The 24,552-nt window shown below is 33.9% G+C and carries 19 protein-coding genes; 10 read left to right on the top strand and 9 right to left on the bottom strand.

Features of this window, described 5'->3' with window-relative positions; genetic code table 11:
* The first annotated feature begins 76 nt into the window (after nt 1-76).
* From ABTV69_RS11925 to ABTV69_RS11915, 3 genes are all read left to right on the top strand, one after another.
* On the top strand, nt 77-1,402 hold the full coding sequence (locus tag ABTV69_RS11925; protein WP_433836625.1) for an APC family permease: 1,326 nt from the start codon (nt 77-79) through the stop codon (nt 1,400-1,402).
* Nucleotides 1,403-1,549: 147 nt separating this feature from the next.
* Nucleotides 1,550-1,825, top strand: coding sequence for a hypothetical protein (locus tag ABTV69_RS11920; protein WP_433836623.1), 276 nt, complete (start codon nt 1,550-1,552; stop codon nt 1,823-1,825).
* A 13-nt stretch (nt 1,826-1,838) separates the two neighbouring features.
* Nucleotides 1,839-2,807: a GLUG motif-containing protein gene (locus ABTV69_RS11915; protein WP_433836621.1), complete on the top strand. Its 969-nt coding sequence runs from the start codon at nt 1,839-1,841 to the stop codon at nt 2,805-2,807.
* A gap of 90 nt (nt 2,808-2,897) precedes the next feature.
* Here ABTV69_RS11915 and ABTV69_RS11910 read toward each other — a convergent pair whose 3' ends face one another.
* Complete coding sequence (locus ABTV69_RS11910) at nt 2,898-5,531, bottom strand: valine--tRNA ligase (RefSeq protein ID WP_433836619.1); 2,634 nt, start codon at nt 5,529-5,531, stop codon at nt 2,898-2,900.
* A gap of 286 nt (nt 5,532-5,817) precedes the next feature.
* On the opposite strand from ABTV69_RS11910, the gene ABTV69_RS11905 reads away from it, so the two are divergent.
* Nucleotides 5,818-6,198 (top strand): DUF1573 domain-containing protein, encoded by a 381-nt coding sequence (locus ABTV69_RS11905; protein ID WP_111377961.1) that lies wholly within the window; start codon nt 5,818-5,820, stop codon nt 6,196-6,198.
* Nucleotides 6,199-6,294: 96 nt separating this feature from the next.
* Here the strand turns inward: ABTV69_RS11905 and ABTV69_RS11900 are convergent, their stop codons facing one another.
* From ABTV69_RS11900 to ABTV69_RS11880, 5 genes are all read right to left on the bottom strand, one after another.
* A complete protein-coding gene (locus tag ABTV69_RS11900) occupies nt 6,295-6,780 on the bottom strand; it encodes a hypothetical protein (protein WP_433836616.1) in 486 nt (161 codons plus the stop codon).
* Nucleotides 6,781-6,846: 66 nt separating this feature from the next.
* Nucleotides 6,847-8,985: an OmpA family protein gene (locus tag ABTV69_RS11895; RefSeq protein WP_433836614.1), complete on the bottom strand. Its 2,139-nt coding sequence runs from the start codon at nt 8,983-8,985 to the stop codon at nt 6,847-6,849.
* Nucleotide 8,986: 1 nt separating this feature from the next.
* The gene (locus ABTV69_RS11890; RefSeq protein ID WP_433836612.1) at nt 8,987-9,913 is read right to left on the bottom strand and encodes a PorP/SprF family type IX secretion system membrane protein; all 927 of its coding nucleotides are present in this window, start codon (nt 9,911-9,913) and stop codon (nt 8,987-8,989) included.
* A 31-nt stretch (nt 9,914-9,944) separates the two neighbouring features.
* Entirely contained in the window at nt 9,945-12,581 is a 2,637-nt protein-coding gene (locus ABTV69_RS11885; RefSeq protein ID WP_433836610.1) for a gliding motility-associated C-terminal domain-containing protein, read from the bottom strand.
* A gap of 152 nt (nt 12,582-12,733) precedes the next feature.
* Nucleotides 12,734-14,059 (bottom strand): PDZ domain-containing protein, encoded by a 1,326-nt coding sequence (locus ABTV69_RS11880; protein WP_433836608.1) that lies wholly within the window; start codon nt 14,057-14,059, stop codon nt 12,734-12,736.
* Between the two features lie 123 nt (nt 14,060-14,182).
* Between ABTV69_RS11880 and ABTV69_RS11875 the strand changes: the two genes are divergently transcribed.
* From ABTV69_RS11875 to lgt, 6 genes are all read left to right on the top strand, one after another.
* A complete protein-coding gene (locus tag ABTV69_RS11875; RefSeq protein ID WP_433836606.1) occupies nt 14,183-15,379 on the top strand; it encodes a pyridoxal phosphate-dependent aminotransferase in 1,197 nt (398 codons plus the stop codon).
* A 202-nt stretch (nt 15,380-15,581) separates the two neighbouring features.
* On the top strand, nt 15,582-16,253 hold the full coding sequence (gene folE / locus ABTV69_RS11870; RefSeq protein ID WP_125721400.1) for a GTP cyclohydrolase I FolE: 672 nt from the start codon (nt 15,582-15,584) through the stop codon (nt 16,251-16,253).
* A gap of 83 nt (nt 16,254-16,336) precedes the next feature.
* A complete protein-coding gene (locus tag ABTV69_RS11865; RefSeq protein WP_433836603.1) occupies nt 16,337-16,702 on the top strand; it encodes a four helix bundle protein in 366 nt (121 codons plus the stop codon).
* 70 nt (nt 16,703-16,772) lie between these two features.
* A complete protein-coding gene (gene cysS / locus ABTV69_RS11860; protein WP_433836601.1) occupies nt 16,773-18,254 on the top strand; it encodes a cysteine--tRNA ligase in 1,482 nt (493 codons plus the stop codon).
* 136 nt (nt 18,255-18,390) lie between these two features.
* The gene (yidD, locus tag ABTV69_RS11855) at nt 18,391-18,639 is read left to right on the top strand and encodes a membrane protein insertion efficiency factor YidD (protein ID WP_433836599.1); all 249 of its coding nucleotides are present in this window, start codon (nt 18,391-18,393) and stop codon (nt 18,637-18,639) included.
* 60 nt (nt 18,640-18,699) lie between these two features.
* Complete coding sequence (lgt, locus tag ABTV69_RS11850) at nt 18,700-19,632, top strand: prolipoprotein diacylglyceryl transferase (RefSeq protein ID WP_433836596.1); 933 nt, start codon at nt 18,700-18,702, stop codon at nt 19,630-19,632.
* Nucleotides 19,633-19,686: 54 nt separating this feature from the next.
* Here lgt and ABTV69_RS11845 read toward each other — a convergent pair whose 3' ends face one another.
* From ABTV69_RS11845 to mdh, 3 genes are all read right to left on the bottom strand, one after another.
* Nucleotides 19,687-20,298, bottom strand: a complete 612-nt coding sequence (locus tag ABTV69_RS11845; RefSeq protein ID WP_433836594.1) for an acyloxyacyl hydrolase — start codon at nt 20,296-20,298, stop codon at nt 19,687-19,689.
* Nucleotides 20,299-20,382: 84 nt separating this feature from the next.
* A complete protein-coding gene (secDF, locus tag ABTV69_RS11840; RefSeq protein WP_433836592.1) occupies nt 20,383-23,373 on the bottom strand; it encodes a protein translocase subunit SecDF in 2,991 nt (996 codons plus the stop codon).
* Nucleotides 23,374-23,598: 225 nt separating this feature from the next.
* A complete protein-coding gene (mdh, locus tag ABTV69_RS11835; protein ID WP_433836590.1) occupies nt 23,599-24,534 on the bottom strand; it encodes a malate dehydrogenase in 936 nt (311 codons plus the stop codon).
* Between the last annotated feature and the right edge of the window lie 18 nt (nt 24,535-24,552).

Genomic DNA, 24,552 nt, shown 5'->3' with positions numbered 1-24,552 from the left:
TTTATTTTATGCTCAATACTAATTCAATTAACCTTATTTTTGTTTGAAATTATAATCCGTAAAATACAATTCAAAAATGTCAGATTCCAAGAAAAACCAATTGCAAAAAAGTTTAGGCCTTAGTTTTAATATCGCCGTTTTAATTGGAGGAACAATAGGTGTCGGAATTTTAAGAACACCAGGAACTATTGCTGAAATGCTAGAAAATTATTGGCTTATTTTGGCTTCTTGGCTATTTGGAGGTTTGTATGTTTTATTGGGAGCCAATTCGTATTCAGAATTAGCGACAATGCTGCCAAAAGCCGGTGGATCTTACAATTACATCAAAAGAGCTTTGGGAGATTATGCTGGATTTCTTTCTGGCTGGTACGATTATATTGTCAATGCGATTCCACCTGCCTTTTACTGCATTGTAATTAGCGAATACACGATTATTTTATTTCCGCAATTAGCCCATTATTTTACCGTTTTATCCATTTCTTTATTGATTGCATTTGTTCTGCTTCATTTAAGCGGAGTCAAAAACGGAAGTTTGATTCAGCAAATTACGAGTTTATTAAAAGTCATTTGTTTTGTGGCTCTGGTTGTGGCTTGTTTTATGTATTCTGGAGTTGAAGTTCCGTCGATTAAAACAAACAGTTCCATTTTTCAAATCGGACTCGTTTTTGGATTTTTTAAATCGTTACAACTGATTATTGGAACTTACAACGGCTGGAATGCTGTTTGCTTTTTTGCAGAAGAAAATGACGATCCAAGCAAAAACATTCCGAAATCTTTATACAGTGGCGTTTTACTTGTGGTAGCCATTTATATTTTGGTAAATGCCGCATTTTTTCATGTGCTGCCAATCGAAACATTAGCCAAATCAAATCTAGCTGCTGCCGATGTTGCCAAGATTCTTTTCGGAGAAAATGGTGCTAAAATCGTAACCGTAATTTCGATCTTTTCTTTAATAAGCATTTTGAATGCCTTTATGATGATTCCGCCCAGAATCCTTTACGGATTAAGTCGGGACGGATTCTTTATCAAGCAAGGAACAAACGTAAACAAAGGTGGAACGCCAATTGTCGCGCTTCTGGTTTCATCATTTTTCAGCTTGTTTTTAATCTGTATTGGTTCTTTCGAAGTTTTGTTTTCATTCGCCGCTTTTATCTCCATAATCGTTTGGGGATTGGCGTATTATTCGCTTCTAAAATTAAGAACAAAAGAACCAGATTTACCAAGACCTTACCATTCATTTTGGTATCCTTGGACGACCATAATCGCAATTATATTTTCGATCGCATTACTTGGCGGATTTATTTACAGTGACCCAAAAAGCTTTATAATTATTGTTGCGATTGCGATTGTTTCTTATCCTTTGTTTTTGGTTTTAAAGAAAAAAAATAGCCACAAATCTTAAAATAAATAGCCTCGAATTACTTAGTCTATTCGAAACAAATAACACAAGATTATTTGATTCTAAAAACTTATTGACATTGAGATAAAAATTCCAAATAATTAGCATACATTTAACACGATTATTACCCCAATCTAACAACATAATTGTATGAGGCACAGAGTTTTTTTCATCCTACCTTTTTTTGTTTTTTTGTTTTCATGCGATAGTAATGAAGAAGTTATTCCAGAAAAAGAAATTACTCCAGAAAAAGAAGTTATTCCAGAAACGAAACCAACCGTTTTCACACCAACTAAATGGACTAAAGGAACTGGCACAATTGAAGATCCTTATCAAATTGAAATACCGGAACATCTTTTCTATTTATCAAAAATAGTAAATGAAGCAGTTCCGAAAAACTCCAGAATCAGAAGTCTTTTTAAATAAAAATTTCAAGATTATGAACGATCTTGATTTAAATAATGTGCTATTTGCTCCAATTGGCAAAAATAGAGAATTACCATTTTTTGGCAACCTGGATGGAAATTTTAAAAAAATATCTAATTTAAAAATAAAAACTACCAATGATCCTGCTGGTTTATTTGGAAACTTACAGGCTTCCATAAAGAACTTAAGTATTATAAATGGCTCTATTGAGGGGACAAATTTTGTAGGAGGCTTCGCTGGTGAAGCAACTGTAAGAATAGAAAATTGTTCCTTTGAGGGAACAATTACAGGAAAAAATTATATTGGCGGTATTGTTGGATATGGTGCTGTTACTATAACTAACTGTTCTTTCAACGGAAACATACAAGGAGAAGGCGAAATTGGCGGCATAATAGGATCAATCTATGGTACAACAAGTCAAATAAAAAAATGTTTTAATAAAGGAACCATCAAAGGAATCTCAACTGTGGGAGGCATAGTAGGATATAAAAGCGATTGTGCTATAGAAGAGTGTTACAATATTGGCAATATTACGGCAAGCGCACAAATTGCAGGAGGAATAATTGGATGGAGCACAGGAGGCAGCAACTTAAATATTCCAAATTATACAAGCAATTGTTATAATAAAGGAAAAATCCTTGCTCAAAAATATTCTGCTGGTATAATAGGCAGTCAAGATTCCGGACAAGTATACAACTGTTACAACACAGGTGAAATTTCAAAATTGTCTGAAGAATACAGTAATCCAATTGCTAAAGGATATGACTATGAATTTAATTTAGTTGATAATTGTTATTACTTAAATTCTTCAATAATCTTAGACCCGAAGATTGTTCTGATTAGAGGCATCAGTAAAGACCAAAACTATATGTCAACAGTTTCATTTGTAAATGACTTAAATAAAAACAATTTACCAAAAGCATGGAAACAAGACAAAACACCCAATATAAATGATGGTTATCCGATCTTGTCATGGCAATAAAACTTAAAAATTAATCTATATTATAACTAAAAACCCGACAGCTTAAAAAACTATCGGGTTTAATTTTATAATTAAAACTAGTCTGATTTCTTATTTCAAACCAGCCAAACTTTGCTCGATTGTAGCAATTTTTGCTAAAGCATCGGCTTGTTTTTGTTTTTCTAAATTAAGAACTTTCTCTGGAGCTCCGTTTACGAATTTCTCGTTAGAAAGTTTTGCTTCTACAGATTTCAAGAATCCTTTAGTGTAATTCAATTCTTCTGTCAGTTTTGCGATTTCAGCTTCAACGTCGATGTTTCCTGTAATCGGAATGAAATATTCATTTGATTTTACACGGAAAGACAATGCGCCGTCTACTTTTTCAGAAACATATTCGAAAGCAGAAACGTTTCCTAATTTCGTTATGATTGAATCAAAATAAGTAGAAACATTTTCGCTGTTGATTCCTTTTAATTCGATTGCATCTTTAAACGGAATATTTTTGTCTTTACGAATCGTTCTAATTCCAGAAATTACTTCAATTGAGTTTTCAAAATCAGCAATTAATTTTGCGTCAAACGGTTTTACTTCTGGCCAAGTCGAAACAATTAAAGCTTCTTCTGGAGTTCTTTCAGCAATTAACTGCCAAATTTCCTCTGTCAAGAAAGGCATGAACGGATGCAATAACTTCAAGTTGTTTTCTAACATTTCGATCGCTTTCGCGAAAGTTACGCTGTCAATTGGCTGTTGATACGCTGGTTTGATCATTTCCAAGAACCAAGAACAGAAATCATCCCAAACCAATTTATAAATCGCCATAAGGGAATCTGAAATTCTGTATTTCTCAAAATTATCTTCAATATCAACTAAAGTCTGCTGTAATTTTGCTTCGTACCATTCAATTGCCACTTTTGATGATTCTGGCTGCGGAATCGTTTCTGAAACTTCCCATCCTTTAATCAATTTGAAGGCATTCCAAATTTTGTTTGAAAACGCTTTTCCTTGGCTGCACAATTCTTCGTCAAACATGATATCGTTTCCTGCAGAAGCACTTAAAAGCAATCCTACACGAACACCGTCTGCACTAAATTTATCGATCAAGTCTAAAGGATCAGGAGAGTTTCCTAATGATTTAGACATTTTACGACGTTGTTTATCACGAACCAAACCAGTCAAATATACATTTGTAAATGGTTTTTCACCCGCATATTCGTAACCTGCAATGATCATTCTCGCAACCCAGAAAAATAAAATATCTGGACCGGTTACTAAATCATTTGTTGGATAATAATATTTATAATCTGAACTTTCTGGATCCATAATTCCACCAAAAACAGACATTGGCCATAACCAAGAAGAAAACCATGTATCTAACGCGTCAACATCTTGAGTTAAGTCAGATGTTGTAAGTGAGTTGTTAGATGTTTTTTCTTTTGCTAATGCTAATGCATCTTCGATGTTTTCTGCTACTACGAAATCTTCTTTTCCGTCTCCATAATAATATGCTGGAATTTGTTGTCCCCACCATAACTGACGAGAAATATTCCAATCGCGAATATTGTTTAACCAGTGCGCATAAGTGTTTTCGAAACGTTTTGGATGTAATTTAATATCTCCAGTTTCTAAAACCGACTTAATCGCTGGTTTTACCAATTCTTCCATTTTCAAGAACCATTGGTCAGATAATCTTGGCTCGATTACCGCTTTTGTTCTTTCAGAAGTTCCCACTTTATTTAAGTGGATTTCTGTTTTAGCCAAAGCACCAATTTCTTCTAATTCTTTTTCAATTTCTTTACGAACTACAAAACGGTCTTTTCCTTGATAGTGTAATCCGAAACTATTTAAAGTTGCATCTTCATTAAAAATATCAACGATTTCAAGGTTGTGTTTTTCACCCAACGTTTTATCGTTCATATCGTGTGCAGGCGTTACTTTCAAACATCCTGTTCCGAATTCTACATCTACGTATTCGTCTTCGATAATTGGGATTACTCTTCCGCAAATTGGAACGATCGCTTTTTTACCTTTTAAATGTGTAAAACGCTCATCGTTCGGATTGATACAGATGGCAGTATCTCCAAAAATAGTTTCAGGACGTGTTGTTGCAATGGTCAAGAAATCTTCTGAACCTTCGATTTTATATTTTAAGAAAAATAATTTTCCTTGTTGTTCTTCGTAAATAACTTCTTCGTCAGAAAGAGTCGTTTTTGCTTCTGGATCCCAGTTTACCATTCGGTATCCTCTGTAGATTAATCCTTTGTTGTACAAATCAACAAAAGAACGAATTACAGAAGCAGACATATCTGGATCCATCGTAAATTTAGTACGTTCCCAATCGCAAGAAGCGCCTAATTTCTTAAGCTGTTCTAAGATTGTTCCTCCGTATTTATCTGTCCATTCCCAAGCATGTTTTAGGAATTCTTCGCGAGTTAAATCGTTTTTATTGATTCCTTCTGCTTTTAATTTCGCCACCACTTTTGCCTCAGTTGCAATAGAAGCGTGATCTGTTCCGGGAACCCAACAAGCATTGAATCCTTTAAGACGTGCTCTACGAATTAAAACATCTTGAATTGTATTGTTCAACATATGTCCCATGTGAAGGACTCCAGTGACGTTTGGCGGCGGGATTACAATGGTGTACGGCGTTCTATGATCTGGTTCTGAATGAAAATAGTTGTTTTTCATCCAGTAATCATACCATTTACTCTCAATCGTCTTAGCGTCAAATTGTGCTGGAATTGTCATTTACTTAGGTTGTTTAATCGTTTATTTGTTTAACTGTTTAATCGTTTTCGATTACTTGGAATGCTAATTGCTCATCTAATTGTTTCTGCCTTAATACTATCATTTACAATCAATCATACGATTAAACAAATAAACGATTAAACAGTTAAACAAAAAAATGGTTCAATTTTTGTAATTATAACTGACAGCAAAAGTAAATAATTAAGTAGACTATAAAAAGAGAAATAATAATTTGTGTGTTAATTAAAAGAATGTATATTTACTTACAATTAAAAAAAGATTTCATATGAAAAATGCAGCCTCTTTTATTGCAGTCTTATTGTTTAGCGCAATAAGTTATGCACAAAATGGCCCAAAAATTGAATTTGCAGCCCCAGACAATACAATTGATTATGGAAAAATTTCTAAAAGTGACAATGGGCTTCGTTCCTTTGAATTTACAAATACAGGAGATGCTCCTTTATTAATTACAGGTGCAGAATCTACAGTAAGTTCTATCATTGTAACCAAACCTGCGGCAGCAATTTTGCCTGGTAAAAAAGGAAAAATCGATGTAAAATATAATATGGTCGCAGGACCTATTCGTAAAACCATTACTGTTGAAACAAATGCAGTAAATTATCCTGACGGAAGAGTAGCTCTTAAAATTAAGGGTGAAGTTCAATAAAAATTAAAAACTTCTAAAATAAAAAGCCGTTTCTAAATTTAGAAACGGCTTTGCTTTATATAACAAGAAGCATCTTGCTTCTTAAATCTTTCTTCTTTACTTCTTCTCAGCACATTCTGCCGTATCGAATTTATATTTTACACTTTCAAAATCAATAGGTTTGTCTTTTACTAAATAAGTAACCCCCATTGTAGTTTGCATCGTTCCGTTTCCTAAAATCAACTGATTATTACGTTTTAAAAGTGCCATTGGGTTTTTGAAGGTTTTATCTCCGTTCACATTGTCTTTAAAAGTGTAATCTACAAACAGCGTATCACCATGAAACTCGCCTGCAACTTCTCCTGTTCTAACAGTTGAAGGCGCAACTCTCATAATCATACCTCCAGCTAATTTGCCGTTTTTCAAAGTATTCAATTTTAAATCTATTGTATCCTTTTCGTAAATGGCTTTGTAGCATTCCGTACTTACTATTGTTTCACCGTCTGCTTTTACAGCTTCAGCCGCTTTTTGTTTTTCTTCATTTTTACAGCTTTGCAATCCAATGAAGGATAAAAGCAAACAAGACAAGGTTAGATTTCTCATATTTTTTTCTATTTCGTTGATATTACTATAAAATTAAAGAAAAAAAGACTTCTTCTTACCATAATTTTATAGATTTTTAATTACAAATTCTGACCTTCTATTCAATTCGTGTTCTTCTTCCGAACAGGATTCATCCGTTTTGCATTTTATAATCGGAACCGATTCTCCATAACCTTTTGCAGAAACTCGTTTAGAGTCGATTCCCGATTGGATGATAAATTCTCTAGTTGAGTTGGCTCTCTTTTGAGATAAATCAGCATTGTACTTTTCATTTCCACGCGAATCGGTATGCGATCCTATTTCGATTTTCATTTCAGGATATTTCTTCATCAACTCGACCACTCTTCCTAAAATCACTTTTGATTCTTTCCGAATGTACCACAAATCGTAATCAAAATAAATCGGATCTGTTTTAATGATTAAACGGTCCTTGTCTTTTACAACATCTTTTTCTTGCGCTAAAATCTCTTTTACTTTTTCGTTCTTTCTCACTTCGGCTGCTACAATTGCAGCTTCTTTGGCTTTCTTCTCTTTTTCTTTCAGCTCAATTGCTGCCAAAGCTTCTTTTTTCTTATTTTCTTCTTCAATAATGATTTCTTGCTTTCTCTTGTTTTCGGCAATCTGTTTCTCTTCTTTTTTGATTGCTTCTAAAGATCGTAATGCCAACGAACCATCGTTTACCTTATCTCTTGTTTTGTCTAAAGTCAATATTTTAGACGCATTGGTATAATTTTCCTTGAAAGCAGCAATTTTATACGAAGCCTCACAAGCAACCGTAAAACTGAATTTCCCGTCAGCTGAAGTTGTAATGGTATTTAAAGTTTTATTTTCTGAATCTTGTAATAATACCGTTGCATTTTCTAAAACCAGTTGCGTATCAATATCTGTAATTGTTCCCGCAATAAACTGTTTGCAATCTTCAACAATTAAATCTTTTATTTCTTTGAATTGATATATATCGTCGCTTCCCTTTCCTCCTTCTCTATTGGAAGCAAAAAATCCTTCTTTAGTATTTGAATCAATATTAAAAGCAAAATCATCCAAATTAGAATTTAGCGGAAGTCCAATATTTACTGGTTTTGAATATTCGCTTCCATTTATTTCAGAAACAAAAACATCTAATGATCCGTAACCTAAAAGTCCGTCTGATGAGAAATAAAGTTTATTATCTGCTGAAGCATAAGGAAACTGCTCTCTTTTATCAGTATTAATTTGCGGACCTAAATTTTTTGGTGTATCAAAAGCTCCTTTATTAATGTTTACCGAATAAATATCAAAAGAACCCAAAGATCCTGGCATATCCGAAGCGAAATACAATACCTTTTCATCTGCACTCAAAGCGGGATGTTCTACAGAATAATTCGGACTATTGAATGGCAACGACGCAATATTCGTCCATTTTCCTTCTACCAATTCTGCTTTAAAAATCTGAAGATTGGAGATTTTTTTATCGTCTTTTTTCTTTCTTCCGTTTTTAGAATTGTTTCTTGTAAAATACATGGTTTTACCATCTTTTGTAAACACAGCGTTTGACTCGTGCATTCCGGTTTTTAATTCTTTAGCAAAATAATGCACTGTCGAATCTGCTGAATTTATGTTTTTTAGCGGAATCGAAACCAAGTTCAAATAGGTTTCATTGTCCCATTTGTATTTTTTATCAAACAAGCCTGGTTTCAATTTAACTCCTGCAAAAACTAGGTCTTCTTTGTATTTCACAGCACCAAATTCAGAATTTGGCGTATTGATAGCAAGATTTTTAATCTCGAAACGTTTACCAATTGCAGTAACATTTTCTAATGTTTTTAGTTCTTTTTCAAAATTGACACTATCTGCTGCATTGGCCGATTTAGCATAATATTTTTTTAAATTGACATTTGCATCATCATAGCTATTTGTTGCTTTTAGAGTCTGTGCATATCTAAAATAATATTCTCGATCTAAATTATTACTGTAACTTGAAACCAACAGACGGTAATAGCGCTGGGCTTTGATCAAATCATTCGTGTAAAAATAAGAATCGGCTAGATTTTTAATTACTTCTTGAGAAGGTCTTTCATCAGCTAATTTTTGGTATAAAATAATAGCTTCGCTGTAATATGTTTTATCAAAAAAGCGTTTAGCTCTCGCTAGTTCCTGATCTTGTGCATTTATAAACTGTATTAAAAATACGAATATAATAACGAGTAATTTTTTCCTATTTTTCATTTTAGAAGAATCTTGGAGATTTATCAAATCCTTTTCCTAACAAGTCCAAATCAAACAACAGCATAATTTCGTGTGTTCCAGAATTAAACTGACCAAAGTTTGTAAGGGTGTAATCGTAAGCGTAGCCTACTCTCAATGTAGAGGTCACATTGATATTGAAAAGCGCACTAACTGAATCATCAATTCGGTAAGCAGCTCCAAATTCGAACTTTTCATTATACAAAACATTGGCTGTAACATCTAACGTAATTGGGGCACCTTTTACAAATTTTGTCATAAAGGCAGGTTTTACTTTCCACTTATCATTGACTTGAAAAACATAACCAGCTGTCAAAAAAGTGTGTATTTCTTCGGAACCAAAAGCATTTACTCCCGACTTCTCTTCGATATATTTTGACTTTAGCAAATTAGGTGCAGATAATCCAACATAGAGATTATCTCTAAAATAGTAAGCTCCGACTCCAATATTAGGCTTAGTCGCGTTTATGTTTTCTGAAAAAGCATAATCGGTCTGAGGGTCTGTAAATTTGAAACCGTTAAAATTGCTTTGCATAGATGAAAATCCAGCTTTTAAACCCAACGACAGTTTATTTTTTCCGCCTAATTTTAAAACATACGCAAAATCAGCATAAACATTATTTTCTTTTTTCGCGCCATCTCCAATATCATCCGAAACGAAAGAAATTCCCGCTTCTATTTTGTCATTAATGGCTGTATGTCCAAAAAATGTAAATGTTTTAGGAGCGCCATAGGCCCCTACCCACTGCGTTCTGTACAATCCGCCAAAATTCATCATGGCAGGAACTCCAGTTGCATAAGCGGGATTTACAATACTCATATTGTACATATAATGTGTGTATTCTGGATCCTGCTGTGCAGAAACGGATAAACAGAAAAGGAAATTTATAAAGAGTATTATTTTTTTCATGTGAAAATTATATTAAAATGTAAAAAGAGATTTATCGATTTAAATAAAGACGGCCTTGTTTTGGAGGTTTATTGTCTTTATTAAAATGCAGTACATAAAAATAAACTCCGTTGGGTGCAATTCCGCCAGCGATACCGCTTTTCTCGTAATTTTTGCCATCCCAAGCTGGTTTACTATTATCTCCTTTATACATTCCATTTCCATATCTGTTATAAATTTCAAGCGTATAATTTGGATATAAAAATTCAATATCTTTTATCACAAACGAATCGTTTACCCCGTCTCCATTTGGCGAAAATCCGTCTGGAATAAAGAATTCGTATTGCGCTACTTCACAATCTTGAAGCGAGACTTTTACTTCTTTATAATTTTCCGACAGACATCTTGTGGTTTCATTTAAATCATATCCGTAATAGATTGCATTATGAACCAATAATGTCGTTGACGGCAATAAATTTCCATCTACTGCATCGTACCAAGCTACCGTTAACGGAACATTAGTTTTATTAGACAAATCACTTATTTTTGGATTTGCCAATCCGCAAAAATCTGCCGTTTCATTCATTTCTGGCGCCGGTGTGTCGTTTATAACTACCGAAACTTTCGCAGGTTCTGACGTACAGCCCGCAGCAGATGTTTGTCTAACGAAATAATCTTCCGTTTTTAAAACAAAATCAACTGCAAGTGGCGTTGTTGCTGTTGCTGAATTGTACCATTTGTATTGCGCTCCTTTTGGCTCCAAATTGGCAATTACCGCTTCATCCACTTTACAAAACTGCTGATCTGCAACAATTGGCGCGAGCGGAATCGGATTTATTACAAAATCATCTGTTACATTAATTAGATTTACATCACAATTGGTAACTGTATTGGTTAGATTCAGTAAAGTAATTTTTGTCGAACCTGAATTTAGAAGCAATTCGGCAGGAACAACAAAATCCAATTTACCGTTTGTCACTAACTTACTGATGGTTTGCACAGCAGAAGCATTGCTTTCTGAAAGTGCATAAGAAATACTGGCATTAGTTAAAGTTCCTAATCCAGAAACTGCCACGGTAACATTCGCATTCAAACAATAATCATTAACTGTCGCAGTTACGGTAACGGCGTTTGGCAATGGATTAATGTTAAGATTTCCTGCTACATTTGCAATATTACTACATTGCGGTGCTGGATTTGTAATATTCGTTATATTAGTAATAGTTATTACAGACAATCCGCTTCTTGTGTTTAGATTTCCAGGAATTATAAAAGAAGCTTTACCGCCAACAGACAGCATTTCTGCTGTTTCGCCTAGCGCTAGATTATCCCCGTTTATATTGTACGTAATTCGATATGTTCCGTCTAGCAATTGAGGTGCGGTAACTTGAATCGTTGCCGCATCGTTTTGACAAACGGGAAGCGACGTCAATGCTGCATTAGTTAAACGAGGCAAAGGATAAATTGTCAAAATAGTAGAAAACGGACTGAAAATGTTTACGCATTTTCCCTTACTAGAAATCGATACTATTCGCGTAACCGTTATGGTATACTGTCCTACTTGTCTAAAATAAGTCGATGGAATAGGAAAAGTAAATTCTCCATTGAAAAAACTTCTTCTTTCATTTGCACTTACCGATACACCTGGCCCAGCAATACTATAACTAACATCGTAAATTCCATCAGGTATAGTATCCTGTCCTTGCGTAATTTTTGCAGAATATATCGCTGTCGAAATTTCAGATTCGCAAATATCACTGTTAACTACAATTTTTGATCCTGTAAAATCGAGCCTTTTTTCCAGAGTAATTTTTACAGTTGCCTCATCATCAGCACAAATATTGTTATCAGGAATTGCTAAAACTTTATAAGTATAACTATATACTCCAGGACCATTCGTATCAAACAATTCTTGAAGATTAATATTATGATCGGTGTTAGAAGTTATTCCAATTCCTGTCCACTTACCGCCACTATCTTCATCAGCGAGTTGATCATTTAAATCTAAATTGGTGTATGCGGCCAAATCAGTCGTTCCGCATAGAATCAAATCTGAAGGATCTCCTGCTTTTGGACCGATTAAAACCGTTACTTCAAGATTTGTCGATTTGTCGTTTGGAGAACAGTCTAGCACAGCCGGCACAGTATAAACAAAACGAAGCGTAGTTTTGGTTTTTATTTCCCCAATTTTTATAGGATTTTCTACAGGCTCTCCTGTATCGTAAGTAAATCGACCATTTGTATGCGGCCCCATAACCTTACTATCAAAAGCCGTAAAAAGATTAAAAGTTTTGTCCTCGTTACAAACCGTTGCTTCTGATCCAACTCCAACGTATGCTCCTATGGTAATGGTAACAACAGCTTTATTATCCGTACATCCTGAGGTCGCAGGGGCTGTATAAGTATATAGATAAGTTCCTCCAGAACGAATAAGCTGTGCATTCAAAACCCCAGTTGAAACATCCAATCCTCTTAAATTATTATTATCCGACCATGTTCCACCAGGCACTGGAGAACCTCCTAATAATGAAAACAAATTTACAGTTTGATAAATTGGATCCGATACATCGCAAATTACTTCGTTTACATTGTCGTCACCAGCGCATTGCGCAGATAGTTTTGAAGGAAGTAGAGTAAAAAAAATAAAAAACAATACAATATGTAGAAAGCCAGTGTAGTTTTTTGCCATAGATTAAATTTTTGCTAAACATAAGAAAATATTTAACTAAAAAACTAATTTTTAACAACCTTATTTTCACAAAAAAACAATATTATTGTAATACAGCACCCTAAAACGCAGTTTTACAATAACTCAGATAAAATTGTAAATCAATATTTTTTTTACAATTCATCTTCCAACATAAATCTAAATTTAAGCACCAAACTGTTTCGTTCCACTTCCATATTTATCCAAATATCATCTTCCGACTTTAAAAGATTGTTTATTTGCTGAAGACTATATTTATAAGGCTGATTTTTATTAATACTCACAATAATATCTCCTTTACGAAGTCCACATTTTTCGGCAGCAGAATTCTGGCGTACATTTACAATTTCATATACTGGTTTAAGAGCAAATTTGTATTTGAAATTATTATCATTTTTATCTTTATCTTGCAATTCATCCATTGTAGAAGCTACTCGTACGGTTTCCAAGTGCACGGTCTCCTGAACCCACTGAAGCCCATTGTGCTGCACTGTGATTCCACTTTTATTATAGGTAAACGGTTCTGTATATTTGCTATTTCTTTTTAAGTATAGCTTCTTTCCTTGATAATCCAAAACCACAGTGAATCGTTTCAAAACTTCACCTCCAACAGATCCGATACGTCCTGGAACCATCTTAACGTTACGAATGGAAATTGAATCGGGAAAAGAGACAATTGGTTTTTTAAAATCGAATTCGTCTATCGAAAATTTATCAATTTTTGCTCGATGCCCTTCAATGTCACCACTAAATCCTTTTCCTAAAAAATCGGGAAAATTTTTGTTCGGCAGTTTAATTTTATCATTTTCAAAAATCCAGAAAGCATCGCTGTTTCCAATATCAACTAAAAGCTTCGCAGAGATCTCTTCATTATTGACTGTTGCTTTTGTCATGATATAAGGTTTTGCCTTTTCTACAGTTATGGGAACTGCTTTAAACTGTCTGTCCAATTTCTGCTGATACTTTTCGCTTTTAGTATGAACAATTATTTTCTTTTTCTGATAATTAATTTCAACCAGATTATTTCTAAAGAATTTATGACCGATAATTCCGTTAACAGGAATTCCAATATGGGAAGACAGATTAAAACTTTGATCTAGGATAATAAAAACCATATGGTCATTAGATTTCAGACCATGCGTTTCCAGAATATTTTTTGTCGATTTTAGACCTTCTATTTCCTCTTCGCTTCCTAAACCTCGGAGTTTTATTTTTTCAATATTGTTAAAACTAACTTCCTGCTTTTCTTCCATGCTAAACAGAATAGTTTCTTCAACACCAGAGTCCAACAGAAAATTTAGCTCTACTCCATTTACTTTTATCGGAATAAAAACGAGATTATTTATCAGTTTAAAAGGAATTGTAGCCTTTGTCGCATTGTTTTCCAATATGAAATCGCCTTGTCCAAAAAGCAAAAAAGGTAAGAATAACCCAAAAAACAATACTATATATTTTTTCATTGGCAATATTTTATTATAAAATTAGTAAATATATTTATTATTGTTACATTTTTAGAAGTACCCTTATTATTTACGTTAAATACGAAAAAAATATGCAAATTTGCACTTCAATAATTTATACTCATGCCGACAATTTCACTCAAGGGAAAAAACATGCCCGAATCTCCGATACGCAAGCTGGCTCCTTTTGCTGATTTAGCAAAGAAAAAAGGACACAAGGTGTATCACTTAAACATTGGCCAACCGGATATCAAGACACCGGAAGTGGCCATCGAGGCGGTAAAAAATATTGATTTGAGTATTATAGAATACAGTCCGTCAGCCGGATATGAAAGCTATAGAAAAAAATTAGCTCATTTTTACCAGCGTCAAAATGTAAACGTTAACACAGAAGACATCATTGTTACAACTGGTGGTTCTGAAGCCTTACTTTTTGCACTGGCCACAATAACAGATCCTGGAGATGAAATCATTATCCCGGAACCTTTTTATGCTAATTACCACGCCTTTGCTTCTTCAACTAGTGCAACTGTAGTACCTCTTGTTTCTACTATTGAAACGGCTTTTGCATTGCCAAGCATTGAAGAAGTTGAAAAACTAATAACACCAAAAACAAAAGCCATTCTGATTTGCAATCCTGGAAATCCGACTGGATATTTATATTCCGAAACTGAAATTAAACAGCTTGCCAGCTTAATTAAAAAACACGATTTGTACTTAATCGCCGATGAAGTGTATCGTGAGTTTTTATACGATGGCGACGATGTACATTTTTCTGTTATGAATTTGGAAGATGTACAGCAAAACGTAATCATGGTCGATTCTGTTTCTAAGCGTTACAGCATGTGCGGCGCAAGAATTGGCTGCTTGGTAACGAAAAACAAAGAGGTTCTGGCAACCGTAATGAAGTTTGCACAGGCGCGTTTAAGTCCACCTACTATTGAACAAATCGCTTGCGAAGCTGCAATTGACACGCCTCAAAGTTATTTTGACGAAGTAATTGGAGAATACAAAGAACGTCGTAATACTTTAATCGCAGAATTAAATAAAATTGATGGTGTTATTGTAACAAAACCAAAAGGTGCTTTTTATTGCATTGCAGAACTACCAATTGAGGATTCAGATGATTTTGCACAATGGTTGCTTGAAAGTTACGATTTAAATGGTGAAACGGTAATGATTGCTCCTGCGAAAGGTTTCTATTCGACACCTGGAATGGGACTAAATCAAGTCCGTATCGCTTATGTTTTAAACAAAAAAGATTTGATTACAGCAGTAAACATTTTAAAGGAAGCTTTATTGGTTTACAACAGAAGATAATCACTTCATTATAATCGATTTAAAAAGACAATAACGTTTTTAGTTGTTGTCTTTTTTGTTTTTAATAACAGTATTTAACTGCGAATTTTAAATTATATCCAAAAAGGAGCAATTAAATCCTAAAAACGATAGAAAAGGTTTCCTATTTATTAATTATCTTTACCGCCTTAAAAAGGAATACACATACTAATAGTAGTTTTTAATGATAAACAACGAAGAATTTTTAGACGAAATAGGAGATAATCACTTTAGCAGTAACGCAAAAAATCCTCTAAGAGAAGATGCTTTTGATATCACTGATGAAGAAAAAATAGAAAAAATTAAAAAAGATGTTGAAAGCATTCTGCAAACTCTTGGAATGGATTTAACAGATGACAGCATTAAAGGAACTCCAAACAGAGTTGCAAAAATGTTTGTAAAAGAAATTTTTGGTGGTCTTAATCCAGCAAAACAGCCAAAAGCTTCTACTTTTGACAACAACTACAAATATGGCGAAATGCTTGTAGAGAAAAACATTACGGTTTATTCTACTTGCGAACACCACTTACTGCCAATTATCGGCCGTGCGCACGTAGCGTATATCTCTAGCGGACGCGTTATCGGTTTATCAAAAATGAATCGTATCGTTGAATATTATGCAAAAAGACCTCAAGTACAAGAGCGTCTAACGATGCAGATTGTTCAAGAATTACAAAAAGCATTAGGCACAGAAGATGTTGCCTGCGTTATCGATGCCAAACACCTTTGTGTAAATTCTCGCGGAATTAAAGATATCGAAAGCAGTACTGTAACTTCTGAATTCGGAGGAAAATTCAAAGATGCACAAACAAAAAGAGAATTTCTTGACTACATCAAATTAGATACTCAATTTTAGATATTTTGGTTAACCGTTTATTTGTTTAATCGTTTAATCGAAACAACTAAACAAATAAACGGTTAAACGATTAAACAAAAAATATGTACGTTTTCTCTTTTGAAAAACTTGAAGTTTGGCAAAATGCAAGAATGTTTATTTTGGACATTTACAAATTGACCAGTAAGTTTCCTTCAAATGAATTATTTGGAATAACGTCTCAAATCAAAAGAAGCTCCTCTTCGATTGCAACAAATATTGCAGAAGGAACTTCAAGAAATACAAATAAAGACAAAGCACATTTTTTAACGATATCCTATTCGTCTGCGATGGAAACTTTAAATCATTTAATTATTTCAAAAGATTTAAAATATGTTTCAGAGCCAGAATATGAGGCATCAAGAGAAAAACTTGAAAAAATTTGCAATCAAATAAATAATCTAAAAAAATATTATCTTTCACAAGAATAAATCCGATAATCCGAATTAAACAAATTAACGATTAAACGATTAAACGATTAAACGATTAAACAAAAATACTATGCCTTTATATACAAGTCAGCCCTTAAAAATATACAATTCGCTTTCTGGCGAAAAAGAAGATTTCAAACCAATCCATGAAGGAAATGTTGGAATGTATGTTTGTGGACCAACAGTATATAGCAATGTTCACTTAGGCAACGTGAGAACTTTTATGTCTTTTGACGTAATTTTCAGATATTTTCTGCATTTAGATTATAAAGTTCGTTACGTTCGAAATATTACCGATGTTGGACATATCGTAGATGATGTGGATGAGGGTGAAGATAAAATTGCTAAAAAAGCGCGCTTGGAGCAATTGGAACCTATGGAAGTAGTACAGCGATATACTGTAGATTTCCATAATATTCTAAAAGCTTTCAATTTTTTACCTCCAAGCATTGAACCTACAGCTACAGGACATATTATTGAGCAAATCGAAATCATCAAAAAAATTATTGATAAAGGAATTGGCTATGTTGCCAATGGATCTGTATATTTTGATGTTGTAAAATACAATGAAACCAACAATTATGGTATTCTAAGCGGTAGAAATATCGACGATATGCTGGCAAATACTCGTGACCTTGATGGACAGTCTGATAAGAGAAATCCACAAGATTTTGCACTTTGGAAAAAAGCAGAACCAGAACATATCATGAGATGGCCTTCTCCTTGGAGCGATGGATTCCCAGGATGGCATCTTGAATGTACTGCCATGAGCACTAAATATCTAGGCAATCATTTTGACATTCACGGAGGTGGAATGGATTTAAAATTCCCTCACCACGAGTGTGAAATCGCTCAAAATGAAGCTTGTACTGGTCAAGCGCCAGTAAATTATTGGATGCATGCTAACATGCTTACTTTAAACGGCAAGAAAATGGCAAAATCGACTGGAAACAATATTCTTCCTGGCGAAATTCTTAGCGGAGACAACAACATTTTAAGCAAACCATTTTCTGCTTCAGTAACGCGTTTTTTCATGCTTCAAGCACATTACAGAAGTATTTTAGATTTCTCTGATGATGCCATTGTTGCTGCCGAAAAAGGATACAAAAGACTAATGGAAGCACTTGATGCTTTACCAAATATTACCGCAGGAACTTCTAGTTCTTTAGATTTTGCAGCTTGGAAGCAACTTTGCTACGATGCGATGAATGATGACTTCAATACGCCAATTTTAATTGCGCAGTTGTTTGAAGCTGTTCGTTACATCAATTTATTAAAAGATGGCAAAGAAACGATTTCTACTGATGATTTAGCCGATTTCAGAACAGCAGTAAATGCTTTCGTATATGACGTTTTGGGACTTAATGAAGACAAAGGAGCTGATGGAGATAGCGACAAATTAGACGGCGTAGTAAACATGCTTATCGGAATGAGAAATCAAGCCAGAGCAGATAAAAACTTTGCGCTTTCAGATCAGATTCGCGACCAATTAATTGCTTTAGGAATTCAGCTCAAAGACGGAAAAGAAGGAACTACGTTTAGTATTCAGTAAATCATTAGTGGTCAGTGGTCAGTTTTTTAGTGATCCGATTTAACTTTGAGAGATAAAAACTAAACACTGAACACTAAAAATTATACATTTCGATTAACTGAACACTAAAAAACTGACCACTGAACACTAAAAAAATATGTTATCCAAAATTCTAATATATCCATTTGTGCTCTTGGTTCGTTTTTATCAAACTGCCATTTCGCCGTTTACACCTGCTTCTTGCCGATTTGAGCCGACCTGTTCGACTTATATGATTCAAGCGCTGCAAATTCACGGATTATTTTATGGTGGTTATTTAGGAATTAAACGTATTTTAAGCTGTCATCCTTGGGGAAGAACCGGTTACGATCCTGTTCCGGAAAAAAAATGCAACCGTAAACATTAACCTTTTAGAAAGCGGTACTTTACATTAAATATTTATTTTTACAGATATAAAATTTTATACATGACACACGCCTTAAATATAGTTTGGAATCCTTCAGAGGGAATCAACTTAGGATTTTTTATGATTCGATATTACAGCTTAATGTTTGTAATTGCTTTTGGTTTAGGATGGTTCCTAATGAAAAAGATTTTCGAAAGAGAAAACGAATCAATTGAAAAACTAGATTCTTTGTTCGTTTGGACTGTTTTAGCCACTTTAATTGGGGCGCGTTTAGGTCATGTTTTCTTTTATGATTGGGAATATTTCAGAAATCATATTTTGGAAATTTTCCTTCCATTCAAATTCGAACCTGAATTTCAATTTACAGGTTTCCAAGGATTAGCAAGTCACGGAGCTGCTATTGCAATTATTATCGCAATGTACTACTATAGCAAAAAAATTCTAAAACGTTCGTTATTATGGATTTTAGACCGTGTGGTAATTCCTGTTGCTAGTGGTGCAATTTTCGTTCGTCTTGGAAACTTCTTCAATTCTGAAATTATCGGTCACGAAACTTCTTCTGCTTTCGGAATTCGTTTCTTGCATGATACATTTAGTAAAGCCGAAGCGGTACAAAAAACCGGAATTGCAGACCCAAAAGAAGCTTACACTGCCATTGCAACCGATCCAAAATTTGCGGCCTTATTAGCAGAAGTTCCTTCAAGACACCCTACACAATTGTACGAAGCGTTCTGTTATATTTTTGTATTCGCTATTTTATTCTTTTTATACTGGAAAACAAATGCAAGACTTAAATCTGGCCTTTTATTCGGATTATTTTTAGTGCTTTTATTTGTTGTTCGTTTTGTTGTAGAATTTGTAAAAGAAAGCCAAGGTGGTTTCGAAAGTGAATTAGGATTATTCTCGACAGGACAATGGTTAAGCATACCTTTTATCATTATTGGACTTTTCTTTATCATAAGAGCACAAAGAAATCCTTTAGCTGAATCATAAATTACTCAATCCAAATAAAAAACGCCCATATTTCGCATATTGGGCGTTTCTTTTTTATAACTGATACGAAATACCAAATTCAATATTCTTCGTATTATAACCCGCATTCCTGCTCCCTAACCCAGCATTAGAAACATGTCTCACGCTAGGACGAATATCAAACTGAAATTTGTCATAACTTGCTGTAAAACCTATTGCTAAAACATCCGCAAAAGCAAAACCCTTAGACATTCGCTCTGTTTCTGTATCTGTGATCATAGGTCCAATACTTCCTAGAGCATAAAATGAGAAAACCTTACCAACAGGTTTACGAACTAAAAAACCACAATTAAGCACATATTCACGAATATCTTTCAAACGGGCATACTCATCTCTTTTTTGCTGATAATTCGGCGTCTCAGACTTAACAAAATAGAAATTCAATAATTGATGCTCGGCAAAATTAATCTCTGGCTGAACCAAAATTTGATATTGAAAAGACTCTATTTCTTTTAATTTGAAATATATCTGAACTTTATAAAAATGGTTCTTAAATGTGTAGTTTCTATTATTAAACTCACTTCCAAAACCATAATTAAAACCTAAAGAAAAACGCGAGTTATGTTCTTGCGCAACCATTTTTACTGCCAAAAAAAGCATTAAACCACAAAGAAATCTTCTTGTCATAAATCGTTTTGAAATTCTCTTTAAATATAGCACAAAAAAAAGATCCAACTTTCGTTGGATCTTTTCATATAATTAAAACAGTAATTATGCTTTATTGTGTTTGTCTTCGATAGTGTGTTTTTCATCATTAGAAATCGTATCAACCAATACTGGAGTTGCGATGAATAATGAAGAATAAGTACCCACAATAATCCCGATTAACATTGCAAAGATAAATCCTCTGATAGATTCTCCACCGAAGATAAACATCGTTAATAATACGATGATCATCATTAATGAAGTATTCAATGTTCTTGATAATGTAGTATTAATAGAAGCGTTTACGATATCTTCGAAACTTCCTTTACGGTTTCCGATGATAAACTCTCTTACCCTATCAAATACAATTACCGTATCGTTCATAGAGTAACCAATTACAGTCAAGATCGCAGCGATAAAGTGCTGGTCCATTTCCATATGGAATGGCATGAATTTGTAACATAAAGAGTAAATTCCTAATACGAAGATTACGTCGTGAGCAACAGCTGCAATCGCACCTAATGAATATTGCCATTTACGGAAAGATACCATTAAGTATAAGAAAATAACTGCCATTGCACCAAGAACCGCCCAATAAGAGTTCGTCTTGATATCCTCAGAGATAGAAGCTCCAACTTTAGAAGCTTGCAGTACACCTACTTTTTTACCATCAAATGAGTTGATAAATTTATCGTAAGTAGTATTTGGGAAATATTTCTGTAATGCAGCGTATAATTTTTGGTTCACTTCCTCGTCGATAGCTACACCGTCTTCTTTAATTTTATATTTAGTTGTGATTTTCAATTGATCATCATCACCTAAAATTTTAGCTTCAACTGGCGTACCGAAAGCAGCAGATAACTCATCTGAAACTGCAGTAGCATCAACTGGTTTTTCGAATTTCACTTGGAAAGTTCTTCCTCCAACAAAATCAACACCTTCATCTAATCCGTTAATAAAGAAAATAGAAACTAAACTTACTACTGTTACAATAGAAGAGAAGATATAAGTGAACTTTTTAACTTTAATGAAATCAAAGTGGAAGTTTGTAAACCAGTTTTTAGTAATGTTTGTAGAGAAAGTCAAATCTGCTTTTCCTGCAATATTTCTGTCAATAAAGATTCTAGCAATAAAAATTGATGTAAACAATGAAGTTACGATACCAATTAATAATGTTAATGCGAAACCTTTAATAGGACCTGTTCCGAAAATAAATAAGATAGCTCCAGTTAAAACGTGAGTAACGTTAGCATCAATGATAGAACGCATTGCACCATGCCATCCGTAAGAAGCTTGAACAGCTTCAGAAAGCGATTTACCTTCACGTAATTCCTCTTTTGCTCTTTCGTAGATAATAATATTAGCATCTACCGCTGTACCTAATGTAAGTACGATACCTGCAATACCTGGCAATGTTAATACAAAACCAAAACTTGCCATAATTCCGAATAAGAATAGTAAGTTCAATAATAAAGCAAGGTTTGCATACCAACCAGCTTTACCATAATAGAATACCATCCAAACACAAACTAATAAGAAACCTAATACAGAAGAAATTGTACCTGCATCAATAGCTGCTTGTCCTAAAGATGGACCTACCACAGTTGATTGGATAATATCTGCAGAAGCTGGTAATTTACCTGCATTTAATACGTTAGCTAAATCTTTAGTTTCAGCTACATCAAATGAACCTGTAATCTCAGATCTTCCTCCAGCAATAGGACCGCTTGTTACACCTGGAGCAGAATATACGATATCATCTAATACAATAGCAATGTAGCTTTTTTGAGCGAATGCTCTTCCTGTTAATTCTTCCCAAACTTTAGCTCCTTGGCTATTCATTTGCATAGAAACAGCTGGTTTACCCATTTGGTCAAAAGTATCTTTCGCATCAGTTACAACACCACCGCTCATTGCTGGGTTATTGTCTCTGTTTCCTTTTAAAGCGTATAATTCAACAGCTTCGATATCAGCCGCACTTTTAATGTCTTTAGCTTTAGGATCTTTTATAGTTGTTGGCTTACTCCATACAAATTTTGCATAGTGTTGGTCAGCAGCCAATAATACTCTAATTTCTGGTCTTTTGAAATAATCATTGATAGCAGCAGTATCTTTAGGAGCAAAGTATCCTAAAACTGGTCCACCACCTTGAACGATCATTTTATCAAATAAAGGATTGTTTCCTTTTTTAACTTCTGAAGAATCTTTAGCATCCGTTAATAATGCATTTAATGAATCTTTAGCAACAGTTTTAGTTTCAGTCTTTTTAACTTCAGTTTTCTTTAAAGCTTCGTTTGCTGATACTAAGAAATTACCAATTTCTTCAATTTTGAAAGTTTCCCAAAACTCTAATTGAGCTTTTCCACCTAATAATTTTTTAATTCTATCAACATCCTTAGCACCTGGAAGTTCTACTAAGATTCTTCCTGTTTCTCCTAATTTTTGGATGTTTGGTTGTGTAACACCAAATTTATCGATACGCTCTCTTAATACTTTAAAAGCACTTTCTACAGACTCATCAACTTTTCTTTTGATTACTTTTTGAACCTGCGCGTCAGACATTTGAAAATCTACACCACCTTCTCCTTGAAGACTTCTGTTAGCGAAAATATCTGGAGATGCTAATTTTACAGATCCTTTTGAATTTGCTTCAAAAGCTTCAAAAAACTTATTTAAATATGTTTTGTTTCCTTCTAAGTTTGCAGACGCATCAGCTAATGATTTATTAAAAACTGGATTTTTAGAATTATTAGCCAAACCTTTTAATACATCTTTAATAGAAATTTGAAGAATTACGTTGATTCCTCCTTCTAAGTCAAGACCTTTATTAAGTTGTTTGTTTTTCACTTCATTGTAAGTGAAATCAGTAAAACCAAGATTTAATACTTTTTCTTTACCAATAGAATCTAAATATTTCAGCTCTTTATCAGGATTATCTCCTGCAAAAGCTTTAGCTTCACTTTTGACACCATTTGCCACAAAAGTGAATGATAGTTGGTAAATACTTACCAATGCAAATAGAATTGCGAAAAATTTAATAAGTCCTTTATTCTGCATTATTACTAAAAATTAATTATGTTTTATTTTTGTTTTTGTTTTAAAGTCCCATAAAATAAGCCCTGACATGATTTTTTAAAACAAAAAAACGAGATCACGAATTACCAATTTTTTTTTAAACCGAGCAAATATATAATTAACGAAAATATTAACCAATTTATTTATTAATTAATCTCAAAAAAAAAGCTGCAAAAGTGCAGCTTTTTTTATTTTTTGCGGTTTTTATTATACTAAAATAGCTTTTAGGGCATCATTCATACTACGAACTGCATCTGCACTCTTGGCAAATAATGCTTTTTCCTGATCGTTTAAGTTAATATCAACTATTTCTTCTACTCCGTTTTTACCAATTATACATGGCACACCGATACAGATATCGTTTTGTCCATATTCACCTTCAACAAATACAGAGCAAGCAATCATTTTCTTTTGATTATTCAAAATACTATCTACTAAATAAGCTACAGAAGCTCCTGGCGCATACCAAGCAGAAGTTCCAAGAAGACCCGTAAGAGTCGCTCCTCCAACCATCGTATCGGCTGCAACTTTGTGCAATACTTCTTCTGAAAGAAATTGTGTTACTGGAATCCCGTTGTAAGATGCCAAACGCGTTAACGGAATCATAGTCGTATCACCATGCCCCCCTATTACCATTGCTGAAATATCATTTGCAGGTTTATCTAATGCCAATGAAAGATACGTTCTAAAACGAGAACTATCTAAAGCACCACCCATTCCTATAATTCTATTTTTTGGAAGACCTGTCGCTTTTAAAGCCAAATACGTCATCGTATCCATTGGATTGGAAACTACAACAATAATTGTATCTGGAGAATATTTCAACACATTTTCAGCAACCGTTTTCACAATCCCTGCATTAATGCCAATCAATTCTTCTCTTGTCATTCCTGGTTTTCTTGGAATTCCTGATGTAATCACAACCACATCACTTCCAGCAGTTTTAGAATAATCGTTGGTAACTCCAGAAACTTTGGTATTAAATCCTGTGTTTGTAGCACACTGCATAATATCCAATGCTTTACCTTCGGCAAAACCTTCTTTAATATCCAACAATACTACTTCGCTTGCAATTCCTCTATAAGAAATAACATCTGCACACGTAGCTCCAACATTTCCTGCTCCTACAATGGTAACTTTCATATTTTTTACTTTATCGGT

The sequence above is a fragment of the Flavobacterium anhuiense genome (assembly GCF_050990855.1).
Classification (GTDB): Bacteria; Bacteroidota; Bacteroidia; order Flavobacteriales; family Flavobacteriaceae; genus Flavobacterium; species Flavobacterium anhuiense_C.
Note: the sequence above shows the minus strand (reverse complement) of the source record. Positions and strands in the feature narration are given on the sequence as shown.

Coding starts and splice junctions, on each gene's coding strand:
- ABTV69_RS11920 (WP_433836623.1), top strand. CDS start 1,550: ATGAGGCACAGAGTTTTTTTCATCCTACCTTTTTTTGTTTTTTTGTTT.
- secDF (WP_433836592.1), bottom strand. CDS start 23,373: ATGCAGAATAAAGGACTTATTAAATTTTTCGCAATTCTATTTGCATTG.
- folE (WP_125721400.1), top strand. CDS start 15,582: ATGATAAACAACGAAGAATTTTTAGACGAAATAGGAGATAATCACTTT.
- ABTV69_RS11910 (WP_433836619.1), bottom strand. CDS start 5,531: ATGACAATTCCAGCACAATTTGACGCTAAGACGATTGAGAGTAAATGG.
- lgt (WP_433836596.1), top strand. CDS start 18,700: ATGACACACGCCTTAAATATAGTTTGGAATCCTTCAGAGGGAATCAAC.
- mdh (WP_433836590.1), bottom strand. CDS start 24,534: ATGAAAGTTACCATTGTAGGAGCAGGAAATGTTGGAGCTACGTGTGCA.
- ABTV69_RS11865 (WP_433836603.1), top strand. CDS start 16,337: ATGTACGTTTTCTCTTTTGAAAAACTTGAAGTTTGGCAAAATGCAAGA.
- ABTV69_RS11880 (WP_433836608.1), bottom strand. CDS start 14,059: ATGAAAAAATATATAGTATTGTTTTTTGGGTTATTCTTACCTTTTTTG.
- ABTV69_RS11900 (WP_433836616.1), bottom strand. CDS start 6,780: ATGAGAAATCTAACCTTGTCTTGTTTGCTTTTATCCTTCATTGGATTG.
- ABTV69_RS11890 (WP_433836612.1), bottom strand. CDS start 9,913: ATGAAAAAAATAATACTCTTTATAAATTTCCTTTTCTGTTTATCCGTT.
- ABTV69_RS11885 (WP_433836610.1), bottom strand. CDS start 12,581: ATGGCAAAAAACTACACTGGCTTTCTACATATTGTATTGTTTTTTATT.
- yidD (WP_433836599.1), top strand. CDS start 18,391: ATGTTATCCAAAATTCTAATATATCCATTTGTGCTCTTGGTTCGTTTT.
- ABTV69_RS11875 (WP_433836606.1), top strand. CDS start 14,183: ATGCCGACAATTTCACTCAAGGGAAAAAACATGCCCGAATCTCCGATA.
- cysS (WP_433836601.1), top strand. CDS start 16,773: ATGCCTTTATATACAAGTCAGCCCTTAAAAATATACAATTCGCTTTCT.
- ABTV69_RS11915 (WP_433836621.1), top strand. CDS start 1,839: ATGAACGATCTTGATTTAAATAATGTGCTATTTGCTCCAATTGGCAAA.
- ABTV69_RS11905 (WP_111377961.1), top strand. CDS start 5,818: ATGAAAAATGCAGCCTCTTTTATTGCAGTCTTATTGTTTAGCGCAATA.
- ABTV69_RS11895 (WP_433836614.1), bottom strand. CDS start 8,985: ATGAAAAATAGGAAAAAATTACTCGTTATTATATTCGTATTTTTAATA.
- ABTV69_RS11925 (WP_433836625.1), top strand. CDS start 77: ATGTCAGATTCCAAGAAAAACCAATTGCAAAAAAGTTTAGGCCTTAGT.
- ABTV69_RS11845 (WP_433836594.1), bottom strand. CDS start 20,298: ATGACAAGAAGATTTCTTTGTGGTTTAATGCTTTTTTTGGCAGTAAAA.